A 17,518-nucleotide genomic window follows, 5' to 3' on the forward strand; every position below is an offset into this window, starting at 1 on the left:
CTTGTTAGTGTTCATTCCTGGAGAAGATCGGATGGTTCAATATGGATCAGCGCCTCGGCGACGTTCGGGTTTGCGGCTTGAATTGCCTGCTTGACGCTTCGCGCAATGTCGTGCCCGTGGCGGACTGAGAGATCGCCGTCGACCGTTACATGAAGATCGACATAGTACGAGAATCCCATTTTGCGCACAAAGCACTTCTCAAGTGAAAAGACTCCTTCAACGTGTCGTGCAGCATCCCGGACACGAAGTTCGATATCGGCGGGTGGCGCCGCATCCATTACTTCATTAAGGGCGGGACGGAGAATCCGGTATGCATTCACGAAAATGATGGATGACGCAAACAACGCAGCCCAGTCGTCTGCGCTTTCATATCCCTCTCCCCCTATCAAGGCAACGGATATTCCGATGAAAGCCGCGGCCGAAGTAATTGCATCACTGCGATGATGCCACGCGTCGCTTTTCACTGCCGTACTATTGACGCTTTTTCCGACAGTTAAAACGAACCGAAACAGAATCTCCTTCGTGATCACAACGAGCACAAGAACGGCAAGCGTGAACGAAGCGGGTGCGTGATGCGGAGTAAGAATCTCCCGTATGCTCTGGATGACAATGCCGACAGCAGCGGCAATGAGCGTCAATGAAACAACAACTGCAGCAAGCGGTTCTGCCTTGCCGTGGCCGTACGGATGATCGGCATCGGGCGGAAGGGCGGAGATTTTCAATCCACCCCATACAATCAATGAACTTGCAATGTCGGTAGCCGACTCGATCGCATCCGCGACAAGAGCGTAAGAGTTGCCGGCAATTCCCGCAATCCCCTTTACGGCCGCAAGGATTGTGTTGGTGATAATGCCGACGAAAGTTGTCCGGAGTCCCCTGTAAGCAGGATGGGCGGCCGTATTCTCAAGGGAGTAATTCATCACGGTGTGTCACCTGATAACCGCATGTTGAAGAGTTCTGACAGCAAACCAGAATGAAACCAGAAGAAACACACCGAACGCGACAGCTTCAAGAAGAATGGTTTCAATATTTCCGATGCCGATAGTTGCAAACCGCAAAACATCGGTATGCCACGTCAACGGATTCATCAGGGAAATTGTCCGGAGCCACGCGGGCATCGAATCAACAGGATAGAACATGCTGCTGGCAAACATCAGTACGAAGTACGCGACATTCAACACGGTGTTGAAGATATCATTCCGGTGGATGCGCAACGCGAGAATCGTGAGAAAGAAGAACCATCCCGCCGTCCCGACAACAATTCCTGCAACAGTAAAGCCGGCATACCGCCATTGAATATCGATATCCAGCAACAGCGTTCCGACGCTGAGTGTGAGAGCCGACTGCACAACGGCAAGCAGACAGTTGAAGACGATCTTTCCGACGAGGAACTCGCCACGCGTCATGGGATAGGTAAGGAACTCATAAAAAATGCCGTTCTCGCGGTCAACAAAGAACCCGTACGATGTATTGATGGCGATGCCAAAACACGCCATAGAGAGAACGCCCGCGAGAAAGAAGCTCTGATAACTCATCTCACGTCCGAACAGGGCAACTCCTCCGCTCATCGCCCGGTCCAATCCGACGCCGAACATCAGCAAATAAATGAGGGGCATGAAAAGATCGAAGAACATCCACACCGGACTCGTTGTCCGGATGCGAAACTCACGGTACAGCACGGCGAGGATCATTTCCATGATGTATCCTCCCGCGAAACGCCAAGCAGCTCGACGAATGCATCTTCCAGCGTTCCACCGTTAATCTCAAGATGCGTGATGGGCGAGATCCGTGAAAGCTGCGCAATCGTGTCAAGCACGGTTCCATCAACGCGGTTGATGCATAACTCGACGAGATTTCCCGTCTGCTCGAACCGGACAGGCGAAAGCGATTTGAGTTGAGCGAGCAGCTCATCGTTCATTGATTCGAACGTAATACTTAATTCAAACACGCTTGTCGCAAGCGCTTTGATGGTTGCGACGCTGCCGCTGGCAATGATTCTTCCTTCATGAATAAGGGCGATAGTGTTGCACAGTTCTTCGGCCTCCTGAAGGATGTGTGTTGTCAACACAATCGTTCGTCCTTCATCCGCTTGCTTGCGTATGGATTCCAGTACCGCCCGTTTGTTGATGGGGTCCATTCCGGTTGTCGCCTCGTCAAGAAACACGATCGGCTTGTCCACCATAAACACTTTTGCAACCTGCAAGCGACGCTTCAATCCACCGCTGAGGTCCATTGCCTTCTTGTTCCTGTGTTCCGTCAGCCCGAATTGGTCGAGCACGCGTTGCGCCCGCGCTTCACGTTCATGCGCGGGTACGGAATGAAACCGCGCATAGGTTGTCAGATTATCTCTCACGGAAAGAAATTGTTCAAGCGCGTTTTCTTGCAACACGGCACAGATACGATTCCTGACCTCAGCTCCGTGTGACCGCACATCGAATCCCATGACACTTGCTGAGCCGCCAGTCGGTTCGATCAGCGTGGTAAGAACTCGGAGCAGGGTTGTTTTTCCGGCTCCGTTTCTCCCAAGTAAACCGAATATCTCGCCTCGTTGCACGGAGAGGTTCAATCCGTTCAGAGCATTGACTGGTTGTTTCGACTTTTCTTTGTAGATTTTGGAGAGTTCGGTTGTACGGATTGTTTCGTCTGCCATTCTTTCTGTCAATGAGTTACGGGGGATCCTCAACGCTATGGTTTAACAATAAATGAAAATAGCCTCAAAAATCCCACATTCCGCAACAAGTAAGACGATTTGGCGTATCATCAACGAGAAAACAACTATCCCAATGGACATCAGGGGCGCCAGGCAATGATCAGGTCATCCTATATCGGAATCATACTCATAGCGGCGACAGCGTTAGCGGGTGAGCAGACGGTCGTTTCGTTGCGCGACATGAGTACGTCGGAGTTGAAATCGGCGGGCATAATTGTTCCGCAGACGATGACCTTTCGCATCAGCGCGCGAGGCGCAGGCGGCAGCCAGTGCGATAACGTCGGCTCAAGCAAGGATACACGGCACGACATGTTTGCGTACGGCTGGATTATCGACGCCGATACGCGCAAAGTTGTATGGGAGATGACGAACGACAATACGTCACGTTCACGCGACGACAGGACATTCGACGGTGACGTAACGCTGCAACGCGGAAGCTATGAGGTTTACTTCTCGGCTGCCACGTTCACGTATATTTCCACCTTTAAAAATATTTCCATCAACGTCGACCACAGAGAGCCCGGGCTGTTCAACATGGGAGAACGGCAATCCGCCAATAAGCTGAAAGGCTGGTTTCAGGATTGGTTTGACGGATGGTTCGGTGATGATATCCGTGTGGATTGGAACAAGCGGTCGGCTAACTGGGGGATGGAGATGTTCGCCGATGAATCGAAAGCGTCTTCCGTGAAGCAATTCTCTCCACCGAAGGGGTTCCCCAACATCCTTCTCAAGGAAACGGGATTAGGCGAAGGCGACTTCATCAAACAGAGTTTCTCCATTGTTGAGCCGATGAGGATGCGTATTTATGCCTTAGGAGAAGGATACCGGAACTCGGCCGATCTTGTGGATTATGGCTGGATTGTGAACCAGAATACCCGGAGCCGCGTATGGGAAATGAAATGGCGCAACTCCACCTCCGCCGGTGGCGCCTCAAAGAATGCGTTGTTCGACGGTGAAGTGTCATTGCCCAAGGGCGAGTACACACTCTACTACGTAACGGATAACAGCCACTCGGCATTGGACTGGAACTGTGCCCCGCCTCTCGATCCGCTCAACTACGGCATTACAGTAGCCGCCTACGACGAGAAGGACAAGGCGAACTTCAAAACGACTTCCTCGAAGGAAGAACGCCACGTCATTCTCAGCCTTATAAAAGTACGGGATAACGAGAGCCGTAGCGAAGGATTTGTGTTGAAGGACGATGCACAGGTTCGCGTGTATGCGATTGGCGAGCAAAGCAACTCGCGCAGAGTTATGGCTGACTACGCCGTTATTCTCGATGCGCGAAATCGCTCACGCGTCTGGACGATGAGCTCGGAGAACACGCATCATGCAGGCGGCGCCTCAAAGAATCGCTTCGTGGATGAAATCATCACTCTTCCCAAAGGCAGCTACATCGTCCAGTATATCACCGACGACTCGCATGCCTATAACGAATGGAACGCCGACCCCCCGTTCGACAAGGAACGCTACGGTGTTACACTCTATGGTGCAGGAGAGAAATTCGATCCGGCGATTGTCGGAAAATACGTTGATCAACGGGACAAGAATGTGATTGCGCAGATTATCCGCGCAGGCAACAGTGTCGGGAAGAAAGAGAAATTCAAGCTCGACAAAACGACGCGGGTTCGCGTATATGCCATCGGCGAGGGAGTGAACCGCGGCATGGCCGACTATGGATGGATTACCGACAACAGAACAGGCTCGGTTGTCTGGGAAATGACCTACTCCATGACATTTCATGCGGGCGGTGCACGCAAGAACCGGATGGTGAACACCACTATTATGCTCGACAAGGGAGAATACACACTGCATTACATGACGGACGATTCCCACGCCTATCAAAGTTGGAATCAGGACCCGCCGGAAGATCCCGAGTATTGGGGAATCACGTTGTATCCGGATGACGGCACGAGCCCACCTCCGCCGATTCCGCCCGTCCCGCCTAAGACACCTGGCTCGACCGGACTTTTCGATTGATTATCATTTGGCTAATCTCTAACTTTCTCACATCATCCACCGTGAGGAAGCAATGTCCACAACACGACGAGAATTTCTCAAACGCGCTTCGGCAGCAGGTGTCGGGGCGCTTGCTGTTTCCGCCATTCCCGAATCCATCATTTCTCAAACACAGTCTGCTGTAAAACCGGTTGCCATTTCCAGCGGCAACGGAATCCCCGCTGTTACAAAGGCGATAGAGATGATTCGTTCCGGCTCCGACGCGCTGGACGCAGTGATCGCGGGCGTCAACATCGTGGAAAACGATCCGAACGACACCAGCGTCGGGTACGGAGGCTTGCCGAACGAAGAAGGCGTTGTCGAGCTCGATGCCGCCGTGATGCACGGCCCGACGCATCGCGCCGGTGCGGTTGCCTCCATCCGCAACATCAAGAATCCATCGAAAGTCGCAAGGCTTGTCATGGAGCGGACTGATCATGTGCTGATCGTGGGCGAGGGCGCGCTCCGCTTTGCACGGGCACATGGATTTGTCGAGGAGAATTTATTGACCGACCGGGCGCGTCAGGAGTGGCTGAAATGGAAAGAAAATCTCTCAACAAAAGATGACTGGCTTCCGCCACATACTCCCGATGATAAGGATATCGGTTCGTTGTTCGAGCCGTTCTTCCGCAATACCGGTACGATTCATTGCGGCGCCATCGACCTCAAGGGCAACATTTCCTGCGTTACGACAACAAGCGGACTCGCGTACAAGATTCCCGGCCGCGTCGGCGATTCGCCGATTATCGGAGCGGGATTGTATTGTGACAACGACGTCGGATCGGCGGGCTCAACGGGGCGAGGAGAAGCGAATCTGATTAATTGCAGCAGTGTGATGGTTGTCGAGTTCATGCGGCAGGGCAAGTCACCCGAGCAGGCGTGCCTTGATGTATGCAAACGTATCACTGAACATAACAAGATGCGCCGCCTGAAGCGCGACGACGGCAAACCGGATTTCAATGTCAACTTCTATGCGATCAACAAAAAGGGAGAGTTCGGAGGAGCCGCAATTTGGCAGGGGCCGGAGTTCGCCTTCCACGACGGAACTTCAGCCAAGTTGCTCGATTGCGCGTATTTGTACAAGAAGTGAGGGCGCTCTCCTCTAAGCATCTGTCGGAGAATGGGTTACGGGCAAGAGAAGCGGTGGAGCGTGAAGGAAGCCGGTTCCCGATTAGCAGGAATTCTGTGATGTACCCTATTGACTTTGCGAGTGCCCGTTTGTATCGTGAATCGTGGAGGATGTACTGTGGTGGAGATTTCGAGTTCCGGCATGGTTGATTCAATGCGCGGAATATTCTGTACGTAAGACAATCGGAGGTTTCAAGAGTATCGAATAATTGCTAACACCTACAGGATGACTATGAAGAAGTTGGTATGCTCCATTCTGGGCGGCATCCTTGTACCTCTTCACATATCTTTTGCTCAAGAATTCGCGCTGGATACACTCTCGCAGAGTCCGGCTATTGCTGCTCCCGTCAGCATGGCGTTTGCGCCGGGCGAATCCGTACGCTTTTTCTTCACCGAAAAGAATTCCGGAAGAATCAGGGTTTTCGAAAACGGCGTTGTGCGCCCCGCTCCGTTCGCAAAGCTCGCTGTGACCAATGTTGGCGAGCAGGGCATGTTCGGTATTGCAATTCATCCCCGGTATCCCGATTCACCGTTTGTGTATGTTCAATACACGCGGGAGGGCGACAGGGCGAATGTGGTCGTGCGTCTCCGAGATTCCAGCGGCTACGGTCTAGATCCACGACTGATTGTGCTTGCACAGCGCGTGAAGATTGCGACGGACAACAATGGCGGCAGTCTGCATTTCGGCCCCGACGGAAAACTCTACTGCTCGTTCGGCGACTTCGGTACAATTTTGAACGCGCAGGACACAAGCACGGTCAATATTCTCGGAAAAATTCTACGCCTCAATCCGGACGGAACTCTCCCCGCGGACAATCCTTTCGGGAAGAGACCGTTCTGGTCACTGGGTCATCGCAACACCGTTGACTTTACATTCGATCCGCTCACAGGGAAAATGTACGGTACGGATGCGGGGCCGACCTGCAACAATGAAGTGAACTACATACCTGCTGGTGCGAATCTTGGCTGGCCAAAAGAAGGGAATTGCATGTACTCGGACAATTCCAACTATCTCCGCCCTCTGCATTATGTTTCTGACAATCCGGCCTTCACGGGCATTGCCGTGTATCGGGCGACGGCGTTCCCAAGATTAGACGGTCATCTCCTGTTCGCAGGAAATAATCCGGGTACAATCTGGTCTGCACAACTTGCCACGTCGGGTGACTCACTCATTTCCAGTTCGATTGCAGAGTTCTTTTCAAGCAGTTCGGGGTTCAGAGATATTGAGATTGGAACGGACGGGAACATCTACGCAACAAGCGGGCCCGCATCACCGGGACTTTTGTTGCGCCTACGTCCCGCTCCTCCCTCTTTCATAAGTTCTCCCGTGGTCGAGGCGGTGCAGGATGTTCCGTACACGTACGCGCCGCAATTCGGCGGAACGCCACCCCGGCTCTCAATCGTCACCGGACCTGACGGGATGATTGTTGATTCCACACAGTGGATTGTTCATTGGAATCCCACCAATCAACAGGCGTTGCAGCAAACACACACCGTTGTTCTGCGGGCTGAAAACGGAGCGGGTAGTATCGAACAGCATTTCAAGATTAGCGTCGAAAACGTGAATGATCCGCCGTCAAGTTTCGGACTGGGATCGCCATCAGCCGACACAACGTTTGTTTATGGCGTAGGGGAAAATTCCACCGCGTTGTTCTCGTGGTTGCCTTCTTTGGATCCCGACCTTGATACGATTCACTATACCGTACAGTTGGATACCGTCGCGACGTTCGACAGTCCCGCATTGCGCAATGTCGTTGCAGGCACGGACGTTTCGCTGGGTTTCCAGCTTCCGCGTGTGTCGAGAAGCTACTACTGGCGAGTTCGGGCAACAGACGGTAAGGAGGCGGTGTTCAGCAACGATGTGCGACGATTCACCGTATCGATCCCCGTTGTACTTCAGGAACCCGGTAAGTCGGAAGATGAGCAAGTTGAAGCGGCGGTTCTTGAACAGAACTTCCCTAATCCGTTCAATCCCACAACCAATATCGTGTACACGATCCCGAAAGGCGGGTATGTTCGTCTTGCCGTGTTCAATCTGCTCGGACAGGAAGTAGCGCGCCTTTTTGAGGGCGTGCAAAGCGCCGGAACATATGAGGTGACGTTCAACAAGGAAGAACTTCCTACGGGCATCTACTTCTATCGCATTCAGGCGCCGGGGTTCGCGGAAACGCGCAAGATGATCATTGCGAAATAACCTGACCGTAGAGGATCGTGAAGAGCCGCGTGGATGTTCACGCGGCTTTTTTTTGCCCCTACTTGACACGCTTCACAACAACCACAGTCTTGTCGTCTGAATATTCCACCAGCTTGTTATGAAGCTGGACGTCTTCTAAAATCAACTGGCAGATTTCCTTCGGCGATCTGAACCGGTTCTCCTTGAGAACATGAATCAGCCGTTGCTCTCCGTACATTTCACTCTTCTCATTCGCTGCGTCCGTGATGCCGTCTGTGTAGAGAAGAATAATGTCGCCCTTCTTCATGAACGTGAAATCCGTCTTATACTTCTCGTTCGGGAACGGACCTAAAATCTGACCCGTTGCCGGCAGAAGTTCAATTTCGTCGGTCTTGTCGCGCAGAAGGATAGGATTGCTGTGGCCTGCATTGACGTAGAAGATGAGCCCCTTGTCATTTGCCATCAATTCAAGATAGACCATAGACAGAAAATGCTCGGTCGTAAACGTTCTGTTGACAAGCTGGTTAATTCTGCTGATGAACGTGTCCATCTTGGTTTGATATTCAACCGCCATGCGGAGCGCGCCTGAGACGTACAGTGCCTGGGCCGCAGCCGAAAGTCCCTTGCTTGCCGCATCGCCTATAACAACTCCGATTCTGTCTTTATCACCGGATGCCTGCAGGTAATCAAAAAAATCTCCTCCGACAATCCGTTCGGGAAGCGAAACGCCGTACATTTCATAACTGTGAAAGCGCATTTCATGTCCGGGCAGGATGCTGCGCTGGATCTCCCTCGCCTTGTCCAGGTCTTTTTCGAGTGCGGCGGCTTTGACTTCAATCCTCTTGTTCTTGAGTGCGGCGGTGAGAACCTTGCCGATAATGTTCAGCGCGTACGCCTCGTCCTGTTTCATGTACTCGGCATTGAAACCGATGACATACGGGTAGAGGCTGTGTCCCTTCCACGGAACTTTTTCACCGATACCCGTCGCGGAATACAGCTTGATGCCCCTCTGGCGAAGATACTTGTCCGTTTCGTTCGCAACGACTGTTTGCTTGCGCGCCAACTGAAGAAACATGGGGTAGTTGGCAATGCGAAGCCCGAAATTCTTCTTAATAGGCTCCACATCGCCGTACTGATGGATCAGGCGGTAGGTTCCGGCTGACGCGTCAAGTTTCCAGATTCGTCCGCCGCGGATCGGGATTTCATCATTCTGGATGATGCTTGCAAGAACATGATTCAGCAGTTGATCATCCGTTCTGAATTTCTTTTCTGTAAGACTTTCTATTGTTCGATGGAGTCTGTGTTGGTTCATTGTTGTATTGGAGTGATCAGATAACGGCCGGGAATCTGAGCCGGTCAGTGGTGGTAGTTCACTTCGCCGACACGCAGCGCGATGTTAATCCGGTCTTCCTTTCTTGGTATTGCACAGGAAAACATGTCGCTGTAGGCGCAGTACGGATTGTAGGCCTTGTTCAAATCGATTGAGTACACAAAATCCGGGTCGGGGTGTTCCTCTCCCACTTCCACATATCTTCCGACACCGTAGGTTTCTTTTCCTGTTGTGTTGTCCGTAAACCAGACACTCAGGTTGTTTCTGAACAATTCGTAGCGCCTTTTGTCATACGGCGTGAATTTATACGCATTGATGCGAATCGTGGTTGCACTACCTGTTTCATCAGGGACATCAAACTCGAAATATCCGTAGCGGAGATTTTTCCTCTCTTCCCCTTTCGTGCCCATCACGACAACAGTTTCGGGATTCTCGTACCTGTGCAATACGGACCGGCCTCTGAAACGGGGGTTAATTGGGAACCATTGTATCCCTGTATACTCGATGGTTGTATCTCTTTGAAACGGCGAGTCGGGGCTATCGCGGAAGAAGCCGTCAACTTCCCGCCGGTGATTCATGTTGTCCTGAACGATGGCAAGACTGTCTTCCGGCGTCAGTAACTGCCGGGCCTCTTTCTGGCCGCAGCCGGTCAGCATAATGGTCAACATCACGAATGCAAACATGACCTTTCCGATAGCCATCACATCCATCTTTCATCTTTTTCTTGATTCTTAACCAACTGTCATCCAATGTGACATCAAAGATACACACCCCCCCCTTCACAATCAACGTACACGATTCGGACGCTCACCGGTTGTGTTATCCATAAACAAAGCGTACATTCTCACAAACTTCAACCCCAATCACAACGAAAGGAGTGAGTATGAGGACACGGACGGCAATCAGTTTCGCCCTGCTTGTGGCCGGTATTGTTGTATTCGGGGCCGCAATGGTTCTTACCACAATACAATCTTTGGAACGTGTCGGAATATCACCGACCATCAGCAAGGATTGTATCTACTACAGCATTTCCGGCGGCTACCTGAATTATCCGAGCCCGTCCAGATTGAAGCAAATTGCAACCGGAGACAGGGCGGCCGCGGTTCGCGAGATTGCCGCGTTCGCGAAAGAGTTTACGAAGTCGGACGATTTCCGGAAGCGATATATCGAATACCGCGAGAATCAGAAACCGGAGCCCCCCGAAAAGCCAAAGCCGATGGCCCAGCAGCGCGCCGAATTGAAAGCGCAGATGCAACAGAGCATCAAAGAAACCGAAAGCAATATGAAGTCATTGTCTGCCGACCAACGCCCGATCCTTCAACAGACGGTGGATATGCTGAAACAACAGGTGAAGGAGTATGACAACCCCGACAACCCGATGTTCAGCAAGGATATGGAAAATATGCAGAAGCAGATGTATGACATGACTGTTGAGGAATACAAGAAGAAACTGGCGGAATGGGAACAGAAGTATCCAGCCGACCCGAAGCCGATGATCCGCGCCTGGCTGACAAAGTTCCTCGAGGAAACGAAGGAGGTGGACTTCTCCGCACAGCTCAAAGATGGTCAGTACGGGAAGAAGGTGTTTGTCAATCCAGCCTACGAAGGCAAGTCATCAAACTGGAAAATGGCCTACCGCGCCGGCAAGGCGGTGGTTGAAGCGGGCCGTTCTGAAGCGCGTCGATGGTTGGAGGAGCTGAAGTAGTCCGAGTTGCGTCGCAAGATGTATTTTTCCTAACTATCAAAAGGAGAACAACACGATGAAGCAATATCTCATGGCGCTGTTTGTGGTTGCTGCCGTGCAATCAAGCCCGGCACAGAAGATCGGCGTTCTGCCATTTGAAGACGCCTCGGGCGTTGGTGCCGCGTTCGGCGAGCAGGTGGCGAAGTTCATTCGTTCAGAGTTCTTGAAAGACAAGAAGTTCCTTCCGAAATTCATTCCGAACGAGACCGCATCAAAAACTGTTGATGTCGAGCAAGCAATTGAACTGGGCAGGAACAGCAATGTTGACTACGTCGTGATCGGCACGATTCTCGAAGCAGAGGCATCAAGCAGTTCGTCTGGACTTGGCGGCGTACGCCTGTTCGGCCAGTCTGTCGGCTCGAAACTCAAGACGGTTACGGCCGAAGTCACGTTGCAGGGCGATCTTCTCTCAGTGAAGGAGGGAAGGTTGATCGAAAGCTTCAGGGTACAGGGGAGCAACACGGATGCCTCCGTCGGCGCGAACGTCTCGACGAAATGGGGAAGCGTGAATTCCGATAACAAGAGCGACGACTCGCCGAATGCGAAGGCGCTTCGTGAGGCCGTGGAAGACCTCGTCGAGCAGATCATAGAAAAGATCGAATAGGCGTCTACTCGCTACTGCCGTACATCTCGTCTACGCCGTATTTGCTTGCCGCCCAGAGCGAGAGGTTGATGCAGATTGCCGCTATGGCGCGCTTCTCTTCCGATTTTTTTACGACGAGATCATACGTGTCGGCGACAAATTTCATGTTCCTTAATACTTTGGCTACCTGCTCACGCTTCACGGCTCCGTGCCAGTACGCCACTTGATCCTTGATCATTTCGCCGTGCCTGCGGAGCAGTTCGCCCATCGGGAAGACTTGCTGGCTGAGCGGTGTACGCGGCGCGCAGATTTGCGAGAGATCGTCGAAGTACTCGTCCCAATGCGTGGCAAACGTGTGGTTTTCGGGCCGGCGCAAATGGCGCGCCCGCTCAAGGGAGAATCGCGCTTTCGTCTTGGCGCGGAATTTCGGGACAACAGGGTGAAGATCGTACAGCGTCTCCGTTACAGTTGGATCTCCTTCATCGACTTCTTTGTACACCCAACGCTTTTTCAGTTGCCGCCACGTCGCAACACACACAACAGGGGCTTTGCTGCTGTCGAGGTAGATGAAGCGCCCTTTCTCGGCGCCCACGACAGTAATCCAATGACCCCAACTGTCAACACACAGCAGCGCCGGTCGGCCTTTCTTAAGGGCAAACAACAACTCACGTTTTGCATGAAGCGGATTCTTCTCCCGCACAACACTCATTTTGCAGTCATACACGCGCGCGGCGCGCGCAAGTTGAATCTCGTCCGTTCCGGACCACCACGTTGTGCCGGCAATATCCGAGACACGCTTTTCGTTCACAAACTTTCCAAGCATGATGAGCGCGTGCTTCAAGGCAAACGGCCCGCACTGCCACTTGTTCGGTTGCGGATACAAACCCATAATTGTCAAATATCCCGTAGTTCAGAGAATCTCACCCACATCGTCATCAACGACTTCGAAGAATATGGTGGGAACAAAAAGTAGAGAAGAAGAGGAGAAAAACCAAGAACCTCGAAACAAAAAAAATGCCCTATCCCGTGCGGAATAGGGCATTTTTCCAAAAAAAACCATCACTTGGGCGGATCGTGAGGCAGTTCCTTTCCCTGCTTAACAATGTCTACTGCTTGTTTGAATCTTCTGTGAAATGTCGTCTCGGTAAGCCCCGTTGCAATGTTCGTTTGCATTTTGCGTTTCGTAACACAGGTGACCTTGACGCTGTTGTTGCCCTGAGGCTCGACCCACACCGCGATCACCGAGCCGGCGGAGATCAAATTCTGGCCGATGGTGGTGACCATGTAATTCTCATCCTTGTGTTGCTCGATTGTTTCGGCATCCTCCCACCGCAACACCCGCAGCGCAACTTTCCATCCCTGCTCGAAATCAACAGGATACGTGACAACCGTGCCGTCGTCCTTTGCCTTGATGGCGTCCGAAATGGACGCGCAGGAGACGAGGATCAACGACGGTAAAAGGATGCTGTACAGAAATGTTTTCATAGTGATATTCCTTTATGTTGTTGGTGATCTGGGGGCTCTCAATTTCTTTTGGCCGCGTTGGCGCGGGCAAGCAAGACTTACTTACTCCATCCAACCGGTACCGGCACTTCCCGGGCTTTTTGTCTAACACCCCCTGGAGTAGAACCATGCCGTTACCTTGTGCCCTGTTCCCCAAGCCGGAATCCATCCCGTCGCGACCACGCCCGGCATGCCGCCCTCGCACGGACTTTCTGCCAATATCTCCACGCGGAACCAGAGTGTTGTCTCGTCGCGTCGCGCTTCCAGCACATTGGCCGGCGTCTCGCGGCCGCGCGTGATAGGCACGGGTCTCGCCGCAACTCCGATGCTTGGCGCGTCCCGGAGTTGGCCATCCCACGCCTCAGTGAGATAGTTGAGCCGGTTGGGGATCAACTGCTCCAAGTGCATGAAGCGTCCGACTGATTGCGCCCGGAGCCATGCCCGTCCGCCGTCGGGGCGGCCGACGAGGTACCACTCATAGTACGATCCATAAACGGTAATGCCCGATTCCTCGTACTCGTATTCCTTTGTCTCGTAGTGCGGCAGCGAATCGGGCGGCGCCGTCACAAGAGCGAGCAAGGAATCGGGAGTGCCTTTGGCAGGCACAGCGGGCGGAATCGTGACACCGTTCGAGTCGCGCTCAGGAAGTGCGGCGATTGCCTCTTCGTGTGCCCGCTGCGTGGTGACGGTTGAAGTCCGGATCAGGAAGAAGATTGACGCAACCCCGGTTGCCATAGCGAAAACTGTCGCAACGGTTAACGGTTTGGTTTGCAGCCTGCGGCCCAGGAGAATCCCGCCGGCCAATCCGATAAGCGCGCCGGCAATGCCATACACCGCCACTGTTGCGCCACCGGCGAGGCCGTCGCCCGACGAGACGACTAACTTGGCGGCAATCAGGCCCCCGGCGATAAACCCGATGGTCATCATGCCGGCTGAAAGAAGGAGAATGAGCAATGTACGTTTCATGAATACCTCGCCGCGAGTTGATTAATCGGTGATTGAAACCTTGTGAGGCTTCCGTGTGAAGGTCCATCTTCCATCTGTTGAAGATCCGTCTCCGGCGGCACGTCTATTCGATCCCAAGTTCTGTCCTGCGAACCCAACGAGGAGCCGACCCGATTGCTCTACTCAAAAGTAAATTCAATTGAGCTGCATGATGTTGAACGTGACGCATATTGTACAACAGCACTTCAGACACAGATAAGTCAAGCCAATCAAAGCCGCACCGCCTTTTCGCTTGATCTTCGGTCATTGAGAGAATGACGGAACGGCATTTCGCCCGACCATGTGTTAGATATTCTTTGAGTTGTTGTTTTGTGTAGATGCGATCGGGGAGCAACCCTCGTTCATCCAACTCATCCAGCGTAAAGGGTGGCGGCGGAAGAAATCCTTTATCAGTTTCTGCCAAATAGAGATCCAAATAGAACACCGAATGAAAAGCGATATACCAGAACTCATGAAATCCGATTTTCTTGCCCCAGAGGGATTCGGGGCAGGCATCAATTGCATTCTCCAACATATCAATCGCAGCACCAAACTGGCGCCAAATGATCTCTTTTATTTCTGCATTCACCAGAATTTCTCCGTATCACTTTTTGCCGCTCGTCGCGTTGACCACGACATACTGAATGCGTCAATGAACTGTTGTTGACCAATACCACATATTGTGAAGTACTGCTCACTTCACCGCTGGAGGATTCTATCTTCTTTCGGACCCGCCGTGGGAGACCTCTTCCTCTTGAGGAGGTGAGCCTATTGCGGAGGGAGGTTTTCGTAAACTAATTTGCGGCGAGCAGACTCTTTACAGAAATATCCTCGTCCACATCTTCCCAATGAATGCCGATTCCCCTTCCAATGATACGCCAGTTCTTTCGCTGTCGTTCGTTTGCATCACGTAACCGGGGAAACCATTCCAACGGAGCAGAGACTTCCCTGCCATCCGCCAGAACGACTTTCAGCGAGTCAGATGTAAAAGACAAATCTATGACTCGTGGTTCAACCTTTACTTCTAAAGTACTCATTCCATCTCTCCTCAAATAGAGTCCTGTTTTCCTGAACCAATGTTCTCAGTTCTGAAATCTCGCCACTACGAAATCCCTCCGATTCTGCCAACTGAATCGGATTCAACCAGAATTTTGCGTACCGTTCTGCCTGCTCAACATGTATGTGTGAAGGCTCGTCCCCTTCACGGCTGAAGAAGAAGAACCTGTACCCTTTTATCCGTAGTATTGTTGGCACGTTCCAATATACAATTTTGTATGGAACTTGGGAAGTGGAGATGCAGAACAGGTTAACGACCGACCATTCCGCCCGCGGATCTTCAACATAGGGTCAGGTTGCCGCCATTGCCGTTTCCTGCGGGAATCCCTTGAATCTCCCAACGACTGTGACAATGGCATATATGGAAAACGCAATTGAGAGTGTCAGGAATGTCCATGTAGTGAAATCACCTGCGGTGAGCGCAATGTGAAACAGGTCTCCTTGAAAGCCGGTAACATATCCGATGGTTTCACATACCAAGTCAAAAGCAGGACGCAAGCATAGCACCATGAAGAGAAATCCGATGAGAAAAGCATTGCTGGAGAGTTTCCGCTGAAGAATGTACACACCAACTGCTATGCTCACAAGATCGAGAACATACGGTGAGGCCGTCATAATCAACCGGGTCCATTCGCTGGTGAAGCCCTCCGATTTGATCCACGCAACAGCAATCTCTCCAACCCAAAACCTCGGGATGAGTTTGACTTCGACAATCCGACCGCCAACAATGTATGCGCCCAACAGATGGCTCAATTCATGTATAGGCGCATAGACGAAATACCACAGTATCGGAATGGTGGACATACACGCCACCATCGTTTGTTGTTTCCAGGTTCCCCTGAGATAAAGCACAAGAAGAGGAGCAACCACGGTGACGAGTATTTCGAAGGTGATCAGGAGATGGTTCATGAGCGGGACTTGTTCCCTGTCTACGGCATTAGCCTGCGCCTTTAAGGTGATTGTTCATAAGATAAGCAATGATTTTGCAGCGCTCAAAGGGAAGCCTCTCCCCGAAGATAATTTGATTCGATGCTCGTACTGTGGAATCAACCTCGCTTAGTTGGAGAACAACCGAACCAAGGGGTTCCTCATTCCGTCTTGGGAAAACGCCAACGACTTTGTCTATTTCGACAGAAGCAACCTTAAATCGCATCCCCAACAGAGAGACGCCAATGGTCAGCAGAGGATAGCGTAGGGCAATAGATTGACGCGCTATTGAGAAATACGTCGCGATCAAAAGCGTGGCAATCAAAAGCACTGCAAATGGCGTGACCTTCCCGACAAATTGGGAGGTGTCTTGATTCTCGTTGAGCACCAGGGCAATTCCGGCTACAAGCAAGAAGGAGCGCAACAAGATCAAAACGGACCAACTGAGCGAGTAATCTGCTTCAATAACAAATCCATCAGGGAGCGCTTTGAATCTGATTGCGTCTTCATCGAGTTCTTTGCGTGAAATATCCATCTGTAAAGCACAACCTAACGATAGGCAACTACGTGGAGAGAGAGACTGCCGATTGTTTGTACTGCACGCAACTGTGTTTGACACCTCCATCGAGAGCTGCTGCCCCGGTCGTCGCGTTGACCACGACTTATTGATTACGTCAATGAACAGATCTGCGGCCAATTCCGTGCAGCGAAGGGTTAGGCCGCATCGGATTCTCCAACGGGCAGCCACATATGCACCTTGGACCTGAAGCCCTCCGGTGTAGCGATGGCCATTGGCTCGACGCCGAACTGCCGGAAGCCATAACGCTCATAAAGACCGACCGCCGGCGCATTGCCTTCCGTGACGGTGAGTGTGACCACGCGAACCCCGGGACGAGACCCGGCTGCGGTTAGAGCGGCTTGAACAAGCATGGCTCCGGCACCTTGGCCGCGACTGGACTCGTGAACGAACATGCCGATGAGCTTGGCCTTGTGCCGTGTCTTGGGCTTGAGCTCGAACTCGACCGTTACGGTACCAACGAGTAAATTCTCGTGGAAGGCACCGAAGGCTTGGCTTTGGCCGCTTGGATCAGTAATACGATTGAGCCACCAAGAGTCCGGTTCCGCGGCGCGCTCTTCTGCGGTGGAAGTGAAAGCATCCGGGGCAGTGGCGTACGCGTGAAGCATCAACTCGCGGTAGCGCGGCAAATCCGATGCGATGAGCCGTGCAACGCGCATGGGGTGCGGCCTGACTGTTGATTATCCTGCAACCCGTTCCCGCAGCATTTCACGCTCTTACAGCGTGTTGTCTTGCAGGGATATTCCGTGCAGTGCGGAATATCTGTTACCTGATTTCATTCAGAAATCGTTGGCGAAGATCCGCC

The 17,518-nt window shown here is 52.3% G+C and carries 19 protein-coding genes; 5 read left to right on the top strand and 14 right to left on the bottom strand.

The window, feature by feature from the left end:
* Window positions 1-11 precede the first annotated feature (11 nt).
* Genes KF749_07955 through KF749_07965 form a run of 3 tightly spaced genes read right to left on the bottom strand, consistent with a single transcriptional unit; the run spans window position 12 to window position 2,650 of the window.
* Window positions 12-920, bottom strand: a complete 909-nt coding sequence (locus KF749_07955; GenBank protein ID MBX2991085.1) for a cation transporter — start codon at window positions 918-920, stop codon at window positions 12-14.
* 9 nt (window positions 921-929) lie between these two features.
* Window positions 930-1,697 (bottom strand): ABC transporter permease, encoded by a 768-nt coding sequence (locus KF749_07960; protein MBX2991086.1) that lies wholly within the window; start codon window positions 1,695-1,697, stop codon window positions 930-932.
* Entirely contained in the window at window positions 1,688-2,650 is a 963-nt protein-coding gene (locus KF749_07965; protein MBX2991087.1) for an ABC transporter ATP-binding protein, read from the bottom strand. The genes KF749_07960 and KF749_07965 overlap by 10 nt, the downstream gene beginning before the upstream one ends.
* A 156-nt stretch (window positions 2,651-2,806) precedes the next feature.
* On the opposite strand from KF749_07965, the gene KF749_07970 reads away from it, so the two are divergent.
* The 3 genes from KF749_07970 to KF749_07980 all read left to right on the top strand — a co-directional run bounded on the left by KF749_07970 (window position 2,807) and on the right by KF749_07980 (window position 8,030).
* Window positions 2,807-4,690, top strand: coding sequence for a hypothetical protein (locus KF749_07970; protein ID MBX2991088.1), 1,884 nt, complete (start codon window positions 2,807-2,809; stop codon window positions 4,688-4,690).
* Between the two features lie 52 nt (window positions 4,691-4,742).
* Complete coding sequence (locus KF749_07975; protein ID MBX2991089.1) at window positions 4,743-5,798, top strand: N(4)-(beta-N-acetylglucosaminyl)-L-asparaginase; 1,056 nt, start codon at window positions 4,743-4,745, stop codon at window positions 5,796-5,798.
* Window positions 5,799-6,068: 270 nt separating this feature from the next.
* The gene (locus tag KF749_07980) at window positions 6,069-8,030 is read left to right on the top strand and encodes a PQQ-dependent sugar dehydrogenase (GenBank protein ID MBX2991090.1); all 1,962 of its coding nucleotides are present in this window, start codon (window positions 6,069-6,071) and stop codon (window positions 8,028-8,030) included.
* 58 nt (window positions 8,031-8,088) lie between these two features.
* Here the strand turns inward: KF749_07980 and KF749_07985 are convergent, their stop codons facing one another.
* Together KF749_07985 and KF749_07990 are read right to left on the bottom strand one after the other, a co-directional pair.
* On the bottom strand, window positions 8,089-9,321 hold the full coding sequence (locus KF749_07985) for a serine/threonine-protein phosphatase (protein MBX2991091.1): 1,233 nt from the start codon (window positions 9,319-9,321) through the stop codon (window positions 8,089-8,091).
* A 44-nt stretch (window positions 9,322-9,365) separates the two neighbouring features.
* Entirely contained in the window at window positions 9,366-10,040 is a 675-nt protein-coding gene (locus KF749_07990) for a DUF1684 domain-containing protein (GenBank protein ID MBX2991092.1), read from the bottom strand.
* Between the two features lie 182 nt (window positions 10,041-10,222).
* Between KF749_07990 and KF749_07995 the strand changes: the two genes are divergently transcribed.
* Window positions 10,223-11,044 (top strand): hypothetical protein, encoded by an 822-nt coding sequence (locus KF749_07995; protein MBX2991093.1) that lies wholly within the window; start codon window positions 10,223-10,225, stop codon window positions 11,042-11,044.
* A 55-nt stretch (window positions 11,045-11,099) separates the two neighbouring features.
* A complete protein-coding gene (locus KF749_08000; protein MBX2991094.1) occupies window positions 11,100-11,687 on the top strand; it encodes a hypothetical protein in 588 nt (195 codons plus the stop codon).
* 4 nt (window positions 11,688-11,691) lie between these two features.
* Here KF749_08000 and KF749_08005 read toward each other — a convergent pair whose 3' ends face one another.
* The 9 genes from KF749_08005 to KF749_08045 all read right to left on the bottom strand — a co-directional run bounded on the left by KF749_08005 (window position 11,692) and on the right by KF749_08045 (window position 17,372).
* A complete protein-coding gene (locus KF749_08005) occupies window positions 11,692-12,489 on the bottom strand; it encodes a hypothetical protein (protein ID MBX2991095.1) in 798 nt (265 codons plus the stop codon).
* Window positions 12,490-12,725: 236 nt separating this feature from the next.
* The gene (locus tag KF749_08010) at window positions 12,726-13,151 is read right to left on the bottom strand and encodes a hypothetical protein (GenBank protein ID MBX2991096.1); all 426 of its coding nucleotides are present in this window, start codon (window positions 13,149-13,151) and stop codon (window positions 12,726-12,728) included.
* Window positions 13,152-13,274: 123 nt separating this feature from the next.
* Complete coding sequence (locus KF749_08015) at window positions 13,275-14,135, bottom strand: hypothetical protein (GenBank protein ID MBX2991097.1); 861 nt, start codon at window positions 14,133-14,135, stop codon at window positions 13,275-13,277.
* A 103-nt stretch (window positions 14,136-14,238) separates the two neighbouring features.
* Window positions 14,239-14,742: a DinB family protein gene (locus tag KF749_08020; protein MBX2991098.1), complete on the bottom strand. Its 504-nt coding sequence runs from the start codon at window positions 14,740-14,742 to the stop codon at window positions 14,239-14,241.
* Between the two features lie 205 nt (window positions 14,743-14,947).
* Window positions 14,948-15,190: a DUF2442 domain-containing protein gene (locus tag KF749_08025; GenBank protein MBX2991099.1), complete on the bottom strand. Its 243-nt coding sequence runs from the start codon at window positions 15,188-15,190 to the stop codon at window positions 14,948-14,950.
* A complete protein-coding gene (locus KF749_08030) occupies window positions 15,165-15,407 on the bottom strand; it encodes a DUF4160 domain-containing protein (GenBank protein ID MBX2991100.1) in 243 nt (80 codons plus the stop codon). The genes KF749_08025 and KF749_08030 overlap by 26 nt, the downstream gene beginning before the upstream one ends.
* Window positions 15,408-15,500: 93 nt before the next feature.
* Window positions 15,501-16,118, bottom strand: coding sequence for a hypothetical protein (locus tag KF749_08035; protein MBX2991101.1), 618 nt, complete (start codon window positions 16,116-16,118; stop codon window positions 15,501-15,503).
* Window positions 16,119-16,146: 28 nt separating this feature from the next.
* Window positions 16,147-16,671 carry a hypothetical protein gene (locus KF749_08040; GenBank protein MBX2991102.1) on the bottom strand — a complete coding sequence of 175 codons (525 nt, stop codon included), beginning with the start codon at window positions 16,669-16,671 and terminating at the stop codon, window positions 16,147-16,149.
* A 179-nt stretch (window positions 16,672-16,850) separates the two neighbouring features.
* Window positions 16,851-17,372 (bottom strand): GNAT family N-acetyltransferase, encoded by a 522-nt coding sequence (locus KF749_08045; protein ID MBX2991103.1) that lies wholly within the window; start codon window positions 17,370-17,372, stop codon window positions 16,851-16,853.
* Window positions 17,373-17,518 lie beyond the last annotated feature (146 nt).

The organism is Bacteroidota bacterium, assembly GCA_019637975.1.
Lineage (GTDB): Bacteria > Bacteroidota > Ignavibacteria > UBA10030 > UBA6906 > CAADGV01.